Source organism: Arthrobacter sp. GW460-12-1-14-TSB2 (assembly GCF_059423525.1).
Genome location: NZ_JBWKYC010000039.1, coordinates 1 through 16298 on the forward strand (window position 1 = coordinate 1; position 16298 = coordinate 16298).

The following is a 16298-nucleotide window of genomic DNA, read 5'->3' on the forward strand; positions in this document are numbered from 1 at the left end:
CTTACTCGCGACGACGTGTTCCACCAACGCTACGAAAGCTGGCTCAACGACCATTGACACCTATAGGAGCATCAATTTGGCTTGGGCACCCCCCGTTCGGCTCTGCCGCTGCCCGCCAGCCTCTGGCCCGGGCAGGCACGGTCGGCGTAAGGTCTGAGGAACATGACTGAACAGCAGCCTTTTGAAGTCGTCCAACGGTTTCCGGATTTTGAAGTGCGCCGTTACCCGGCGCACTCCGTCGCCGAAGTGAAGGTGAACGCGACCTTCGACAGTGCGGGCAACGCCGCTTTTCGGCTTCTTTTCGGCTACATCAGCGGTAACAACACCGCACGCAGGTCCGTGTCCATGACCGCCCCGGTCCTGCAAAGTCCCGCGCCATCCCGGAAACTGGCAATGACCGCGCCGGTGGTCCAGAGCGGTGCCCTCGGCGACAGCGAATTCGTTGTTGCGTTCGTTCTTCCCGCCAGCATCACGGCGGCAACAGCTCCCGTTCCGAATAATCCGCAAGTGGAAATCCGGGCCGTGCGCGGTTCGATGGCCGCCGTCCTGGGATTCTCCGGCAGGGGGACCGAAGCGGCGTTCGAGAAGCGGAACAGAGTCCTGCAGGAAGCCCTGGCTCAAGCCGGCCTCAGGCCAGTCGGAGCGCCCCGGTTCGCACGCTTTGACCCGCCTTTCAAACCCTGGTTCCTCAGGAAGAATGAAGTGGTCCAGGATATCGAGGAGTCGGCGGGACTTGCCGGCCACAAGGGAGGGCCGCATGAGCAATAAACCGGGTGACCACACCGCCACCGAGGCAGCCGCCTCAGCCCCCGCCACCTACGATGAGGCAGCCTTCCAAGCAGCTGTCCGGGCCGCCGAGCAGAGTCTCAGTGAAGGTGGCATCCCCATCGGTGCCGCGCTGGCGAGGGGCAATGAAGTGATCGCCAGCGGCCACAACGAGCGCGTACAGCACGGCGATCCCATCGCCCACGGCGAGATGGCTGCGCTCCGTGCTGCCGGGCGCCAGAAGAGTTACCGCGACACCACGCTCTACACCACCCTGGCTCCATGCGCGATGTGCACCGGGACGATCATCCAGTTCAAGATTCCGCGGGTGGTGGTGGGGGAGGCCAGGACATTTCCTGGCGAATTCGAGCTCCTGCGCTCGCGGGGTGTTGAAGTGCTGGTGCTGGACGACCAGCGCTGCGTGGACATGATGCTCGCTTTCCAGCGCGACTACCCGGAACTGTGGGCCGAGGACATCGCCGAGGACGCGCCCGCGGACTCTGCCCGCGTTCCAGGGAAATAGGGCGAGACGGAATACCGGCACGAGGCGGAGGCATGGACCGAAACCGCATGGCCTTGACGGCAGTGAAGTCATTCCACACGCTGGCCTGGTTCCTGATCGAAGCCTGCATGGTCTACCTCTTGTACGCGGGAATCCGCGGTCGCACGGACAGGCGTGCCGGGGTGGCCGCGTGCGTCGTTGCCGGTGAAACGCTCGTTTTTGCCGCCAACGGCTTCCACTGCCCGCTGACCGCTGTGGCCAAAAACCTTGGAGACGAGACGGGGTCGGTGACTGACATTTACCTGCCCAAGTGGTTCGCGAGGAACCTCCCGGCGATCCATGTTCCGCTGATCCTGCTGGCGGTGGCGCTGCATCGCCGGAACATCATCGCTGCGGGCGCGCAGACCGGCAGAGCTCCTGACCGTCCGTCCCGACCGGTAACCAAGCCCGCCCGGTAACCAAGCCCGCCCGGTAACCAAGCCCGCCCGCTAGAGGAACGCTTCGCGGCCGGTCCCTTCCCGCAGCAGGAGTTTGCCGTTTTCGATGGACACGAGGAGGCTCTTGGGCCTGCCGCTGAGCTTGACGCCCCCGGACAAGCCCCGGCTGGTGACATCGACGCCGATAGTTGCCCCGCGCGCCGGAACCTCGATCGCGACTTCTTCGGCGATTCCAAGCAACGGATTCGTAGAAAGTTCGGTGTCGCGCCTGGCCTGCTTGCCGTTGACGAAAACCGTGACGTTGTCCTCCTCAAAGCCGCCCTGAAGGATGATGAGCAACTCCTGCATCGTGGACCGCCTCCGTAGATCGTCGGGCTCCCCCCAACTGCCACTACATCACTTCTTTTCCCTTGTGGATAGCCCCAGTTTTGGCTGCCGCGGGGAGGTGCAGAGATGGCACAGCGTCACAGTGTCGGTCCGGTAAGGCAAAATGATCTGGGTGAACCACATCCCGCAGCGCCCCTCCGCTTTCCCTGCCGGTACACCGGCCACAACACCGGCCAGCCCGGTCACCACCATGTCTGCCGGCTCAACTGCCGAGCACATCGCGGCCCAGATCGCCGGCGAGCTGGGGGTCAAGGCGTGGCAGGTGAAGGCCGCGGTGGAACTGCTCAACGGCGGCTCGACCGTTCCCTTCATCGCCCGGTACCGCAAGGAAGCCACCGGGACGCTGGACGACACCCAGCTCCGCGACCTCGAGGAGCGGCTCCGGTACCTCCGCGAACTGGAGGACCGCCGTCGGACCGTCCTGGAGGCGATCGCCGCGCAAGGCAAGCTGACGCCGGAACTGCAGGCCGCCGTCGTCGGCGCCGATACCAAATCCCGGTTGGAAGACATCTACCTTCCCTTCAAAACCAAGCGGCGGACCAAGGCCCAGATCGCCCGTGAGGCGGGTCTCGAGCCGCTCGCGGATGCCCTTCTCAAGCGCCCGGAACTGGACCCGGAGCGCGAGGCCGCCAAGTACTTGAACGCTGAACATTCCATCGAGGACGCCGCGGCAGCGCTGGCGGGTGCCCGGTCCATCCTCGTCGAGCGGGTGGCCCAGGACCCCGATCTCGCCGCGACCCTCCGCGAACGACTCTGGACCCAGGGCCGGATGGTGTCGCGGGTGAAGAAGGGCCAGGAGGCCGAGGGACAGAAGTTCAAGGACTACTTCGAGTTTTCGCAGGCGCCGTCCGGGATGCCGTCGCACCGTGTCCTGGCGCTGCTCCGCGGGGAAAAGGACGGGGTGCTGGAGCTGGATCTTGCCGAGGCGGAACCGTCCGACGACGCCGCCCTGGCCGCCGCCCGCGGCCGCTACGAGTCCGCCGTGGCCAGGTTCCTCGGGGTCGCGGACCGCGGCCGGCCAGCCGATGAATGGCTGCTGCAGACCGCGCAGGTGGCGTGGCGCTCGCGGGTGCTGGCCCGGCTCACGGCCGACCTGAGGGGGAGGATGTTCGCCGCAGCCGAGGACGAAGCCGTGCGGGTTTTCGCCGCAAACCTCCGCGACGTGCTGCTGGCGGCCCCGGCAGGCAACCGGGCAACCCTGGGACTGGACCCGGGACTGCGCACCGGCGTGAAGGTGGCCGTGGTGGACGGGACCGGCAAGGTGGTGGCCACCGACACGGTCTACCCGCACGCCCCGGCGCGCAAGTGGGACGAAGCCCTGGCCACGCTGGTCCGGCTGGCGCGCCAGCACGCGGTCGAACTGGTGGCGATCGGCAACGGGACGGCGTCCCGCGAGACCGACAAGCTCGCCCTCGAACTGATCAAGAAGCTGTCCGCGTCGGGAGCAGCGGCACCGGAAAAGCTGGTGGTGTCCGAAGCCGGGGCCTCGGTGTATTCGGCGTCGGCCCTTGCTGCGGCCGAGCTGCCCGGCATGGATGTCTCCCTGCGCGGGGCGGTCTCCATCGCCCGGCGCCTGCAGGATCCGCTGGCCGAGCTGGTGAAAATCGAGCCGAAGTCGATCGGTGTCGGGCAGTACCAGCACGACGTCACGGCGGCGAAGCTGGACCGCAGCCTGGATGCCGTGGTGGAGGACTGCGTCAACGCGGTGGGAGTGGACGTCAACACGGCGTCGCCTGCGCTGCTGAGCCGCGTGGCCGGCGTCGGGCCGCTGCTGAGCGAGAACATCGTGGCGTACCGGAACGAGCACGGACCGTTCGCCAAGCGCAGTGATCTGAAGAAGGTGCCGCGGCTGGGGGCCAAGGCGTTCGAGCAGTGCGCCGGGTTCCTCCGGATCACCGGGGGAGCGGAGCCGCTGGACGCTTCGAGCGTGCACCCGGAAGCCTACCCCGTGGCGCGGAAGATCCTGGCGGCCGCAGGCGGCGGAAAGTCAGCTGCCGGGAAGGCAGCTCTTAGCGGGTCCGGGGCCGGCAGCCTGGCTTCGCTCAACGCGCAGGATTTCGTGGAGGGCGCCTTCGGACTGCCCACGGTCCAGGACATCTTTTCCGAACTGGAGAAGCCCGGACGGGACCCGCGGCCGGCCTTTGCAGCCGCGAAGTTCTCGGAAGGGATCGAGAAGATCTCCGACCTCCGTCCCGGGATGATCCTGGAGGGAACCGTCACCAACGTGGCCGCGTTCGGGGCGTTCGTGGATGTCGGAGTGCACCAGGACGGACTGGTGCATGTGTCCGCGCTGGCCAACCGCTTCGTGTCTGATCCACGCGAAGTGGTGAAGTCCGGCCAGGTGGTGCGGGTGAAAGTTCTTGAGGCAGACCCGGAACGGAAGCGCATCTCGCTCACGTTGAGGCTCGACGACGAACCGGCACCTGCCGGTGGCCGGCCGACTGCCGCGGCGGGCAGGCCGGCTGCTTCCGGTCGGCAGGCCAGCAGTGCACCACGGCAGGGGAGCGGGTCACCACGGCAGGGGAGCGACGCCAAACCGCCACGGAGTAGCGACCGCCAGCCGCGGAGAGACAGCGCCGACGCCAAACGGACGCCGCCGCCCAAGCCCGCTCCGGTCAACACGGCCATGGCCGAGGCGCTGCGGAAGGCCGGCTTGGGCAAGTAGCCGCCATCGACCGTCGCGGTTAGTCCCTCCTGCGGCTGGCGGCCGTGGCTACAGTGGTCCCCATGACCTTTACCCGGCCTGAGCCTTTCACCACGCGCCCCACCCTGCGGGGAACCTTCGGGATGTCCGCCTCGACGCATTGGCTTGCGACGGCGGCTGCCCAGTCGGTGCTGGAACGGGGCGGGAACGCGTTCGACGCCGCCACCGCAGGGGCGTTTGTGCTCCACGTCGTTGAGCCGCACCTGAACGGTCCGGGCGGGGACATGACCGCGGTGTTTGTCACGGCTGCGGAACCGGGCAAGCCGGTGGTCCTGATGGGGCAGGGGCCGGCTCCCGCGGGAGCAACGGCGGAGCACTATCGTTCGGAGGGCTTGGAACTGATGCCCGGTTCGGGCGCCTTGGCCGCAGCGGTACCTGCCGCCGTCGACGCATGGCTCCTTTTGCTGCGCGACCACGGAACGTGGCAACTGCCGGCGGTGCTGGAGTTCGCGATCGGGTACGCCCGCGACGGCCATCCGGTGCTGGGACGGGTGGGTGCGACAATCGCCGCCGTTTCCGAACTGTTCCGGGAGCACTGGCCCACGTCGGCCGAACTGTGGATGCCGGATGGCCGCATCCCTGCGGAGGGGGAGCTGATCCGGAATCCGGCCCACGCGCGGACCCTTGTGCGTCTGGCAGAGTCAGGGGTCTCAGAGTCCACTCGGGAAGCGCGCATCGACGCCGCCCGCCGCGAATGGCGCGAGGGTTTTGTCGCAGCGGCGATGGTGCAGTCCGTGCAGACGCCGCACCGGCATTCATCCGGCACCGACCATCGGGGCGTGCTGTCACTGAATGACCTGGCAGCCTTCGAGGCAGGCTACGAGCCCGCTGCGACTCTTCAGTTCCGGGGGCACACGGTCGCCAAAACAGGCCCGTGGGGCCAGGGTCCGGCGCTGCTGCAAACCCTTGCGATCCTGGATGGATTCGCCGACGAGTACCTCGACCCGTCCACCGAACTCGGCGCGCACACGATCCTCGAGGCCCAGAAGCTGGCGCTCGCCGACCGGGAGGCCTACTACGGCGACACTGACGTTCCGCTCGACCATCTGCTGTCCCCCGGGTACGCCGCGGAGCGCCGTGCGTTGATCACGGAGCAGGCGTCGCATGAGTTCCGGCCCGGCCGGGTTCCCGGGCGAGAACCGTTTACCCCGCCGCTCCGGAGGGAGTACGTGCCGCCAGCGCTTGTGAACGACGACGACGGGCCGGGCTTACGCGGGAACGGCGCCGGAGTGGGGGAGCCGACCGTGCTGGCAACCGGCGAGACGCGCGGCGACACCTGCCATCTCGACGTGGTGGACCGCTGGGGAAACATTATTTCGGCGACTCCGTCGGGCGGCTGGCTGCAGTCCTCCCCGGCGATTCCCGAGCTGGGCTTCTGCCTGGGAACGCGGCTGCAGATGACCTGGCTCGAACCCGGAACGCCGTCAACGCTCACGCCGGGGAAGCGCCCCCGCACCACCCTGACGCCGACCCTCGTGCTTCGGAACGGCACGGCTGTCACCGCACTGGGCTCTCCGGGCGGCGACCAGCAGGACCAGTGGCAGCTGCCGTACCTGCTGCGGACCATCGTGGGCGGCTACTCCCCGCAACAGGCCATCGATGCGCCGACGTTCCATACGACTTCGATGCCGGGGTCGTTCTGGCCCCGCACCTGGGAGCCGGGCGGCGCAGTCGTGGAGGACCGGCTGGGTGAGGACGTCATTGCGGGCCTGGAACGTCGCGGTCACCGGATCACGCGGGCAGGCGGCTGGACGCTGGGAAGGCTGTCCGCCGTTGTGCGCGATCCACTGACGGGAGTCCTGCAGGCCGCAGCGAACCCCCGCGGCGCGCAAGGCTACGCGGCGGGGCGGTAGCCGTTCCGCACGGGGTGTCTCCGCCCTTTGATTCTTGAAGGGCAACCACGTCACTTCACCAAGCGCGAACGGTCACTTGCCGCCCGGCCCGCCCCCCGGAACGGCTCCGGGGGCGCGCTTTGATCTGCCACCGCCGAGATATGCGCCCGTGCGTGATTGGTCCCGGTCGCTCAGCGTCAGGCTGAAAGCAAGGTTGTGAAGTAGGTGTTTCTTCGCGGGACCTGGCGTGGGTCGATGTGGGGTGGCGGGATGAACCAGGGGATCCCGGTTTTGACGTGGATCTGCCACTGTTCCTTGTGGATCAGGTGGTGGTGATGGCTGCAGAGCAGTGCGCCGTTGTCTGTGCTGGTGGTTCCGCCGTGTGACCAGTAGGTGATGTGGTGGGCCTCGCACCAGGGTGCGGGGATGGTGCAGCCCGGGAACGCGCAGCCCTGGTCGCGGGCGGTGAGGGCTTTGCGGATGTGGGGCGGGAACACCCGGGTGGTCCGGCCGATGTCCAGGATCCGCCCCTGGCTGCCGAGCAGGACGGGGATGATGTCCGCGTCGCAGGCTATTTTGCGGGCGGTGGCGGTGGCGGTGGCGGCGGTGACGGGGCCGGTGAACGTGAACGAGCCTGTGCCCGTGCCCGGGATGCCGTTAGCTGCGCCCGCGCTCGTCCCGGTGTCGACGCCTGACCGGTAGCGGGGTCCTTGGGCGGTGGCGTGCTTGGGGTTCTCCAGCTGGTCGAGGAGGTCGCGGTAGTCGATGGTGACCATAACCTGCGGGCGGAGCCCGCCCGCGGCAGGGAGCGCACCGGTGGTCAGGGCTGCTTTGCAGGCGCCGACAAGGCCGTCCAGGAGCTGCTGGGGACGGGTGCGCTGGTCCAGGTCCGGCTCGCCTGGTTGGGTGCGGGGGTTGGTTGCCGTGTTCATCACGGTCAGGAGGGGTTCGTACTGGTCCGCAGTGGCGAAGAATTCCACGTGGTGCAGTCCCCGCCGGGGCTTCCGGATAAACGCTCCCTGGCGGTGCCGGAGCTCCTTCTCGGTGGGTTCGGTGCCGTCCTGGTCGATCGCGTCAACCAACTGCCGGGCGACGCGGGCGACGAAGTCGGTGTCCTGTTCCGTCGCGGTGTGGGTCAGGGCGTGTTCCATCCTGGCGGTGGTGTCTTCGGCGGCGTGGTGGCGGACGCGGTCTAACGCCAGGGTGATGATGGTCGCGGACCGGGAGCCCACGGTCCCGGATGCCACGGCGGCCGCGAGTTCGGGCCGTTCCGCCGGTTGGGGGTGCCCGGTTATCCCGGTCCTGGGCAGGACCGCCTCCGCCAGTGCCAGCCGGCGGCGGGCTTCGCCGGCACCGATCCGCAACCGGGCCCGGAGGAATTCGGTAGTGTTCCGGCACCCGTCATCGGCCGGGTCTGGGGCCCGGGTTTCTTCAGTTGCAATTCCCGCGGGCGCCTCTGTAGCCGGGTCGCTTGCAGCCGGGTCACTCCCTGCGCCGGCAGCCGGGCTGGTGGCCCAGCCGATGGGTCCGTGCACGGCAGTCTCGTTACCCCATCCGGTGGTCCAGGCAACCGCGGCACCCGAGCCGGCCCGCGCAGCAGCCGAGGCCTGGCGCCGGGTTCGCTCCACAGCCCCGGCCGCGACCACCTGCAGAAATTCCAGGGTCCGGGCGATGTCCTCAACGTTCGCCGCGAAGTCGGCAGCCTCCCGGAAGCCCATCACCCCGGCGTCCTCGACCGCTGTCGAACTCAAAGCCCCGAGCAGCTCAAGGATCCGGGCGAGATCATCGGATCCGCCGCCGTCGGACGCCAACGCCTGAGAAGTCTGCAGACCGGCGGGGACACTGCGCAGGCCCGGACCGGAGGTAACCCGAACAGCAGAAGCGGCGGCGGGCAATGCCGCCCACCGCAACGCCCCTCCTGCTGCTGCGAGTTCCCCCAAGACCTCCATGGGACAACTCTCCCAGCGACCTACGACAAAATAGCGACTCCAAGTGGGCCGAAGCCGCTACCGCCTTGAAAGAGCCTTCGTCTCAGAACCCGGCCTCGCGCACCGCAGCGATGGATCCCGAAACGACGGCAATGCGCTGTTCCACGTTCGCGTTGCGGGGTGCCGAAACCTTCAGGCCGCGGTACGGACGGCTGGGGCCCAGACCGTTGCTCATCCCGGCACCGGCGGTAACCGCAAACTCCCGGATCCGGTCCGCAGTCAACAGGGAACGGGGCTCCAGCGGGGCGGGCGGGAGGTGCGTGTCGTCCCAGGCGCGGCCGAACGCCGTATCAACCGGCGAGCATCCGGAAAGCACGACGCCGGCCAATACCCCAGCGTCGGTGGCCAGTTTCAGGTGCCGGCTGGGCGCGCTGACATCCTGCTGTTCAATCACGGAGCGCGCCCAGTTCACCGCAAGGCCGACGCCGGCATCGGCTGCCGTGATCGCCTCGATTTCCGCTTCCAAAGGCAGGAATCCCTTGATCCACGGTTTGTTGCCGAGCGCGGAGTCGCAGTGTTCCAGCACGGGCCGGGCGCCGTCCCAGGCGTAGCCGGCCAGCTCAGCCAACGACGCTCTTAGCGCGCCGGCTGACGCGCTGGCAGCGGACACACCAGCGGAAGGCCGGGGTGCACTGAACAGGTGAACCGCGCGCACGGCCTGCCGTCCAACGGCATCATTGAGGCTGCGAACAGCCTCAGCCGTCCGAAACACCGCAGCTAACGCCGCCTGCCGTCCACCGGTGTCCGTGGAGGCGAGCCCAAAAGCCGGCTCCCGACCCAATCGGTCCATGGTGTCCGGGATGGTGGTGACAGTAAAAGCCAGGTGTTGCGGCAGGTGCCGTACAGCGCGAAGTAACCAGCCGCCGTCGTACTTATGCAATGCGCCACCAGGCAGCCCTCCGCTACCGGAGGCACTGCCTCCAACGGATCCATGGAACGGAATCTCCAGCCCGGCCACGTAGGGGAGTGCACCGACCGCGGACAGGTAGGCCGCCTCGTCCGACGGGTGCCACGAATCGATGGCGGGCGCGGCCGCGTAGGCGCTCAGGATCAGCCCCGGCGAAGAAGTCACACCCGCGCCATCCGGTCCGAAGGCACCCTTGCGGCCACGGGATTGGTCAGGAGACCGACGCCACCGACCTCGACCGAAACCGTGTCGCCCGGCTGGAGCTCCAGGACGGATTCGTCAGGTGCGAAGGGTGTTCCCGTGAGGATCACGTCGCCCGGATACAGGGTCATGAACCGGGAACAGAACATCATTAGTTCAGCCACCGAAAACACCATGCTGGCCGTGGTCGAGTCCTGAACGACAGCGCCGTTGATCCGCGTGACGATGCTCAGCGACTGCAGCTCCGGCAGTTCATCGAGGGTCACGAGCTCAGGTCCCAGCGGACAAAACGTGTCCAGGCTCTTGCCCCGGGTGGACTGGATGTCGGCCGCCTGAAGGTCCCGCGCCGAAACGTCGTTTGCCACCGTCACACCGGCGATTGCCTTGAGCGCCTCTTCCGGGCTGCGGGCGTCCTTTAGCAGGCGGCCGACGACGACGGCGAGCTCACCTTCGCAGACCACCGTTCCGGCAATCACGGGGTCCAGGACGATCGGCTGGCCGTCCCCGGCCAGGCTGCCGGGAAACTTGCCAAACACCAGGGGAATGCGACCCGCGGCCGGCCGGGGCCCATCAGGCCAGTAGTTCTCGCCGATGCCTATGAGCTGGCCTGGAATGCGGACTCCCGGCAGCGCCTCGGACTCCAGAAACGGACGCGCGCCGAGGGAAGCCGCAACCAGAGTGAGCGGATGGCGTGCCATCAGTGGCTTAGGTGGGATGCGTAGACGCGGAGCCGCGGGTGCTGGAACACCTCGTCCGGCGGCCCTTCCGCCACGATGCCGCCATGTTCCATGAAGATCACCCGGTCCGCCACCTCGCGGGCGAACTTCATCTCGTGGGTCACGATCACCATGGTCATGCCGGTTTTCGCCAGCTTGGCCATGATGTCCAGGACCTCGTTGACCAGCTCAGGGTCCAAAGCGGACGTGGGCTCGTCAAACAGGATTGCTTTGGGCTCCATCATCAGCGCCCGGCAGATGGCCACACGCTGCTGCTGCCCGCCGGAAAGGTCTGCCGGGTAGGCGTCCGCCTTTTCCTCGAGGCCCACCGAGCGCAGTTTCTCCAGTGCACGGGGTTCGGCGACGGCGCGCTTCTCGCGTTTGGAGATGACGGGACCCTCAAGGAGGTTGTCCAGGACGGTCCGGTGCGGCCACAGGTTGAACTGCTGGAACACCATGGAGATTTCCCGCCGCAGCCAGGTCAGCCGGAACTGGTCCAGCACACCCAGCTTTCCGCGCGAATTCGGCGTGTAGAACACCTGCCGGCCGTCCACGTGGATGCGCCCGGAATCAGGGACTTCCAGCATGTTGATGCAGCGCAGGAGCGTGCTCTTGCCGGCGCCGCTGGGGCCGATGATGGCCACCACCTCGCCCGGCAGGATGCGCAGGTCCACGTCTTTGAGTACTTCGCGGGAACCGTAGCTCTTGGTCAATCCGGTGATGCTGATCATGCCATGCTCCCTACGGTCTCGCGGAGTGATTTCGTGGTGCCCATTTTTCGGCCGGTCTTCTTTTCGATGATGATCTGGAGGGCCATCAGGAGGCTGGTCATGGCCAGGTACATCGCAGCCACGACGCCCAGCGTCTCCATGACGTTGTACGTGGAGTTATAGGCCTTCTGCCCCTGAAGCATCAGGTCGGGGACCGTGATCACCGAAATCTGGGCCGACTCCTTGAGCATGATGATGCAGTTGTTGATGTACGGCGGGGTCATCAGGCGGATGCCCTCGGGGCCGGTGACGCGGAGGAACTTCTGCAGCGGGTTCATGCCGACGGAGTCGGCCGCTTCCAGGTGTCCGGTGTTGACGGACTTGAGCCCGGCCCTGATGATTTCCGAGAAGAACGACGCCGAGTTCAGGCTCATGGCGATCAGGCCCGCCGAGAACGCGTCCAGGGTCAGCCCGAACGGCTTCGTGTAGTAGAAAAAGAACAGCGAAAGCATCAGCGGAAGGCCCCGGAAGAACCAGACGTACGCCGCTGCGAAGATGCGCAGGGCGCGGATCCGCGAGAGCCGCAGCGTGGCGATCACGTATCCCAACACGGTGGCGCAGACGATGGCCGCGGCCACGATCCCCAGTGTTGTCAGGGCGCCGTTCAGGAAGATGGGGAAATATTCGGCTGCTACAGAGCCGGGCTCAGGGATATTCATGGCGGCAGTTACTCCGGGATTGCCACGGTGAAGCCGAACCACTTCTGGTTCAGTTTCTCCAGGGTGCCGTCCGCCTTCAGTTCGGCGATGATCTTGTCCACCTTGGGCTTCATCTCGGTGTCGCTCTTGGGAAGTCCGACGCCGGCGGGCTTGGTTCCGTACACCTCGCCCACGATCTTCAGGTCTGCTGCGAGCGGGGAGTTCTTCATGAAGTTCTCAGCGGCGATCCGGCCGGTGGCAAAGACGTCGATGCGTCCGGCGGCGACGTCGGCGAAGCCTTCAGGGGCGCCGGGGTAGGCCTTGAGCTCGGTGAACCCGCCGATGCCCTTGACGTCTGATTCAGTGCCGGAGCCGCCGATTGCGCCCACTTTGAAGCCGTCGAGTTTGCTGACGTCCTGGACTGAGCTGTTGTTCTTGGACACCACTGCCACCGCGCCGTCGGCGAGGTAGGGAGCGGAGAAGGTGATGGACTGCTTGCGCGGTTCAGTCATGGTGAGGCCTGACATCACGGCGTCGAACTTCCCGCTGTTCAGCCCCGGGAGAAGTCCGGACAGCTGACCCTCAACGAATTCTGCTTCCATGCCGAGTTTGTCCGCGATCATGGTGCCCACTTCAATGTCGAAGCCGGTGAGCTTGCCGCCCTCGGAGAAAGTAATGGGGCGGAACGTGCCGCTCGTGGCGATGGTGAACTTTTCCTTCGCGGCCGTGCCTGCGGAGGCGGTGCTACTGGCTGAGCAGCCGCTCGTAGCGAGGGCCAGAGCAGCCAGAGTGGCGACGACGGCGGCTTTGCTAGTGCGTGAAAACATGCGTTGCTTCCCACTTTCAGTGATCCAGGTGCCAGTGATGATTGCCTGACAGCTAAGACGCTATGGGTTACGTGTGTCCGGGAATCGCCTGCTTCGTTTCCGAAATGTTAATTATGAATTCTGTAGACAATTTTACAATTTGGGGAACCTGCAGCCCGCTGCGGCAGCCCCGTTGGCAGCCTTGTCGGCAACGCAGGCGTGGCCCGAAGGCGTGCCCCGATCAGGGTGGGAACCTCAGATATCCAGGCTCTCCAGCACGAGGGCGAAGTCCAACGCAGTCAGTTCGCCGCCCGGCCCTGCCACAATTTGCACGGACAGCGGCAGGCCCTCGTTGGACAACCCGACCGGCAAGGACACCGCAGGGCATCCGGTCAGCGTGACGGCCCGGCAATGCCCCATGATTTCCCAGCCCTCGGCTGTCTGGCCGTCGATGTCCAGGCGGCCGTCGGGGTCGCCCGCGGGGCCTCCCGCCACCGGGAGCAGGGCAATGTCCACCGCCGCAAGCTGGGTCAAGGCGGCGGAGCGCGCGGAATTGGCAGCCTGCCAGGCAATCTCCACGTCGGCGGCAGTGGCAGCGAACGACGCCTGGATGGTCTGGAGATTGGCGGCTGTTACGCCGTCTTCGCGTCCCTTGACGGCCGCGGCATGGTCCACCATGGGATCCACGGCCCGAAGCCGGTTGTAGGGTGGCAGGCAGTCCGCGAACAGGTCCGGCTGGTGCCGGACCGTGTGGCCGTCCCCCGCCAACACAGCGGCCAGCCGCTCCATCAGTGCCGTGACCTCCGCGCGGACGGGGCCGAGCGCGGCGCCGTCGCTCCAGGTGATCCGGAACGGGCGCCGGGAGCCCGCGGATGGCATGAGGCCTCCGGACGATTCCTGCCGGTCGGCCACGCCACGGGCCTCGGCCCCGGACATGATGAGATATGCCGACCGCAGGTCGCGCACGGACCTGGCCATGGGGCCGATGGTCTGGAACGTACCCTGCATCCCCGGGCTCGCGGCCGGCACGGTTCCGTTCGCTCCGAAACTGCCGCCAACGCCCGGAACCTGGCCGTCCCCGGGAACAGAACCAATGCCCGGACGAAGCGCGGCGACCCCCACGCACTGGGCGGGCCAGCGGACGGAGCCGCCGAAATCGGTGCCGACTCCCAGCGCCGAGATACCTGCGGCCAGCGACGCGGCCTCGCCTCCGCTGGAGCCGCCTGGCGTGTTCGCCGGAAACCGGGGGTTGCCGGTCCTGCCCAGGAGGGGGCTGTCGCACGTAACGCCGAAGGCGAACTCGGGGCAGTTGGTCTTGCCGATCAGGATCGCGTCCGCGTCCAGCAGGCGCTGGACTGCCGGTGCCGTCGTCGTCGCCACTGTGTCCGCAAACGCCTTACTGGCGCCCGTTATGGGAAGGCCGGCGACGGCGATCACGTCCTTGACGCTGAACGGCACGCCGGCCAGCGGTCCCAGTGCCTCACCGGCGGCGCGGCGGCGGTCGACGGCGGCAGCAGCGCGGGCGGCCCGGTCCCAGTCTTCGGTGATGAAAGCGTTCATCGCCCGGCCGGCCGGGGACTGGGCGCGGGTTCGGGCCGCGGCCATGACGTCGAAAGCGGTCAGTGATCCGTTCTTGACGGCTTCGGCAATGTCGGTTGCGTCCAGCATGCCCGTGTTGAGTTGTTGCAGCACTGACGCCGTCATCCCGCTATGCCTGCAGGGTGTGCCCCGGCTTCCTGGCCTGCGGCCGATTCAGCGGAGCTTCCCCCGCGCTCGAGGTAGTCGCGTTCGCCGTGCTCTTCGAACTCGCGGCGAATACGCTCAGCATCTCCGGACCGCAGGCATGCGAGCAAAGCCGCATGCCGGTCGCAGCCCTTGCTGAGGTCGCCCTTGGTGCGGGCCTCGCTGATCACGTTGGCTGCCATGCACAGCTGCATCTGGAGCATGAGGGAACGGTAGGCATCTGTCAGCCGGCGGTGGCCGGCAGCTTCCACGAGTGCCGTGTGGAAGTCAACGTTGGCCTGCACCACGGTGGTTTGGTCGCCGCGCTTGGCGGCGGCCCTCATGGTGGTCATGATCGGATCCAAAGCCGGGTAGGCGGACGGGTCTTTCCTGGCGAGCAGGAGGTCCAGGGCAAACATTTCCAGTGCCCGCCGGAGTGAGTAGATCTCGTTGATGTCCGACTCCGTCATTTCCACCACGCGATAGCCCCGGCGCGGTGTCTGTTCGAGCAGGCCTTCACTTTCCAGCATGCGCAGTGCTTCGCGCAGGGGAGGGCGTGAGATGCCCAGCCGTTCGGCGAGCGGGGGTTCATTGAGTTTGTCGCCCGGCGCCAGCTCACCGCTGACAATCAGCTTGCGAATCTCCTGTGCTGCGAGTGAAACAAGGCTTTCCTGGACGATCATGCCTCCAGACTACTGTCTACAGATTGTCAATCGACTCGCTTCGGCAGGAGTTTACACATCGTTAACACCGGCGGACGTTTTGTAAAAATGTCTACAGTATTCTTAAGCGCATCGGCGATGCGGAGGGTGCTCATTCATGGGAATTTTGGGAATTGGAGCGGCCTCGGTCAGCAGGCGCTTCGGCTGGCTGGATCCGTTTGTGGTGCTTCTGCTGTTGACGCTGGTGGCTGCGGCGGTATTCCCGCCGCAGGGGGAGCTGGGGTCTGTGCTGGCCGCAGCCGGCGGCATAGCGGTGGCGGTGCAGTTCTTCATCAGCGGGCTGCGCCTGTCCACCTCGGCAGCAGTACAGGGGTTCAAGGCATGGCGGCTCCATCTGGTCATTGCTGCCGCCTCTTTTGTGTTCTTTCCGCTGATGGGACTCGGGGTGGCGGCGGGATCCTCCTGGTACCTGACTCATGAGCTCGTGGCCGGGCTCCTGTTCCTGACCATGCTCCCCACTGCGGTGCAAACGGCCATCACCTTCACGGGTATCGGGAGAGGCAATATGGCTGCGGCTGTTTGTGCGGCCTCCATCTCCAACCTGCTGGGGATCGTGGTGACGCCGCTGCTCGTGGCGCTGGCATTGGGGTCCTACAGCGGGATGAACCTCGCCTCGGCTGTGAAGATCGTGCTCCAGATAGTGCTTCCGTTTGTGCTCGGACAGCTGCTCAACCGGCGGCTGGGCGGCTGGGCTGCCAGGTACGCCCTGCCCCTGAAGATCGTGGACCGGGGAGCCATTCTACTGGTGGTCTATGCGGCCTTCGGTGCCGCCGTCGCCAACGGGCTGTGGCAAAAGCTGCCGCCGGCGCAGCTGGCCGTGACCGCCGGGATCTGCGCCCTTATGCTGGCTGCGGCGTTGACGGTGACGTCCCTGGCAAGCCGGAAAATGGGCTTTGCGCGGGCTGACTCCACCGCCATCATGTTCTGCGGATCGGAGAAGAGCCTGGCGACCGGCCTGCCCCTGTCGGCGATCCTGTTCCACGGCCCGCTGGCCGGCGTGGTGATCCTCCCGGTGATCATGTACCACGCCATGCAGCTGGTGGTGTGTGCCGCCGTCGCCCGGCGGGTGGCACGAAGGCATGCTCCCGATCCGGGCACTACAGCCGTCCGCGAGGCCGCGGAGGTTTCCTGAGCACTCGCCCCGCAGGGAAGCGCGAACGGACACGTGCGGCCCCAGTCTCCAGCCCCGCCCCCGCTGCGC

15 protein-coding genes are annotated in these 16298 nt (G+C 66.9%); 6 read left to right on the forward strand and 9 right to left on the reverse strand.

What is annotated here, in order from left to right; all coding sequences use genetic code 11:
- The first annotated feature begins 162 nt into the window (after positions 1 to 162).
- The 3 genes from AC07YR_RS22720 to AC07YR_RS22730 are packed head-to-tail and all read left to right on the forward strand — an operon-like array spanning position 163 to position 1725.
- Positions 163 to 768 (forward strand): SOUL family heme-binding protein, encoded by a 606-nt coding sequence (locus tag AC07YR_RS22720; RefSeq protein WP_055799415.1) that lies wholly within the window; start codon positions 163 to 165, stop codon positions 766 to 768.
- On the forward strand, positions 758 to 1288 hold the full coding sequence (locus tag AC07YR_RS22725; protein WP_494735349.1) for a nucleoside deaminase: 531 nt from the start codon (positions 758 to 760) through the stop codon (positions 1286 to 1288). Before AC07YR_RS22720 ends, AC07YR_RS22725 begins: the two co-directional genes overlap by 11 nt.
- 32 nt (positions 1289 to 1320) lie before the next feature.
- The gene (locus tag AC07YR_RS22730; RefSeq protein WP_494735350.1) at positions 1321 to 1725 is read left to right on the forward strand and encodes a hypothetical protein; all 405 of its coding nucleotides are present in this window, start codon (positions 1321 to 1323) and stop codon (positions 1723 to 1725) included.
- A 30-nt stretch (positions 1726 to 1755) separates the two neighbouring features.
- On the opposite strand, the gene AC07YR_RS22735 is transcribed toward AC07YR_RS22730, so the two are convergent.
- Positions 1756 to 2052: a hypothetical protein gene (locus AC07YR_RS22735; protein ID WP_028272106.1), complete on the reverse strand. Its 297-nt coding sequence runs from the start codon at positions 2050 to 2052 to the stop codon at positions 1756 to 1758.
- Positions 2053 to 2281: 229 nt separating this feature from the next.
- Between AC07YR_RS22735 and AC07YR_RS22740 the strand changes: the two genes are divergently transcribed.
- Entirely contained in the window at positions 2282 to 4756 is a 2475-nt protein-coding gene (locus tag AC07YR_RS22740; RefSeq protein ID WP_494735359.1) for a Tex family protein, read from the forward strand.
- 62 nt (positions 4757 to 4818) lie between these two features.
- Positions 4819 to 6648 carry a gamma-glutamyltransferase family protein gene (locus AC07YR_RS22745; protein ID WP_494735351.1) on the forward strand — a complete coding sequence of 610 codons (1830 nt, stop codon included), beginning with the start codon at positions 4819 to 4821 and terminating at the stop codon, positions 6646 to 6648.
- A gap of 176 nt (positions 6649 to 6824) precedes the next feature.
- Here the strand turns inward: AC07YR_RS22745 and AC07YR_RS22750 are convergent, their stop codons facing one another.
- The 8 genes from AC07YR_RS22750 to AC07YR_RS22785 form a co-directional block, all read right to left on the reverse strand.
- Positions 6825 to 8576 carry an HNH endonuclease signature motif containing protein gene (locus AC07YR_RS22750; protein ID WP_494735352.1) on the reverse strand — a complete coding sequence of 584 codons (1752 nt, stop codon included), beginning with the start codon at positions 8574 to 8576 and terminating at the stop codon, positions 6825 to 6827.
- 82 nt (positions 8577 to 8658) lie between these two features.
- On the reverse strand, positions 8659 to 9687 hold the full coding sequence (locus tag AC07YR_RS22755) for a DUF4862 family protein (RefSeq protein ID WP_494735353.1): 1029 nt from the start codon (positions 9685 to 9687) through the stop codon (positions 8659 to 8661).
- A complete protein-coding gene (locus tag AC07YR_RS22760) occupies positions 9684 to 10421 on the reverse strand; it encodes a fumarylacetoacetate hydrolase family protein (protein ID WP_494735354.1) in 738 nt (245 codons plus the stop codon). Before AC07YR_RS22760 ends, AC07YR_RS22755 begins: the two co-directional genes overlap by 4 nt.
- Positions 10421 to 11170, reverse strand: a complete 750-nt coding sequence (locus AC07YR_RS22765) for an amino acid ABC transporter ATP-binding protein (protein ID WP_055799399.1) — start codon at positions 11168 to 11170, stop codon at positions 10421 to 10423. Before AC07YR_RS22765 ends, AC07YR_RS22760 begins: the two co-directional genes overlap by 1 nt.
- Positions 11167 to 11868 (reverse strand): amino acid ABC transporter permease, encoded by a 702-nt coding sequence (locus AC07YR_RS22770; protein ID WP_055799396.1) that lies wholly within the window; start codon positions 11866 to 11868, stop codon positions 11167 to 11169. The genes AC07YR_RS22765 and AC07YR_RS22770 overlap by 4 nt, the downstream gene beginning before the upstream one ends.
- Positions 11869 to 11876: 8 nt before the next feature.
- Positions 11877 to 12674, reverse strand: a complete 798-nt coding sequence (locus tag AC07YR_RS22775) for a transporter substrate-binding domain-containing protein (RefSeq protein ID WP_494735355.1) — start codon at positions 12672 to 12674, stop codon at positions 11877 to 11879.
- 234 nt (positions 12675 to 12908) lie between these two features.
- Positions 12909 to 14357, reverse strand: a complete 1449-nt coding sequence (locus tag AC07YR_RS22780) for an amidase (protein WP_494735356.1) — start codon at positions 14355 to 14357, stop codon at positions 12909 to 12911.
- Positions 14354 to 15058, reverse strand: coding sequence for a GntR family transcriptional regulator (locus AC07YR_RS22785; protein WP_494735357.1), 705 nt, complete (start codon positions 15056 to 15058; stop codon positions 14354 to 14356). Before AC07YR_RS22785 ends, AC07YR_RS22780 begins: the two co-directional genes overlap by 4 nt.
- Positions 15059 to 15194: 136 nt before the next feature.
- Here AC07YR_RS22785 and AC07YR_RS22790 point away from each other — a divergent pair, with 136 nt between their 5' ends.
- Positions 15195 to 16229 carry a bile acid:sodium symporter family protein gene (locus AC07YR_RS22790; protein ID WP_494735358.1) on the forward strand — a complete coding sequence of 345 codons (1035 nt, stop codon included), beginning with the start codon at positions 15195 to 15197 and terminating at the stop codon, positions 16227 to 16229.
- Positions 16230 to 16298 lie beyond the last annotated feature (69 nt).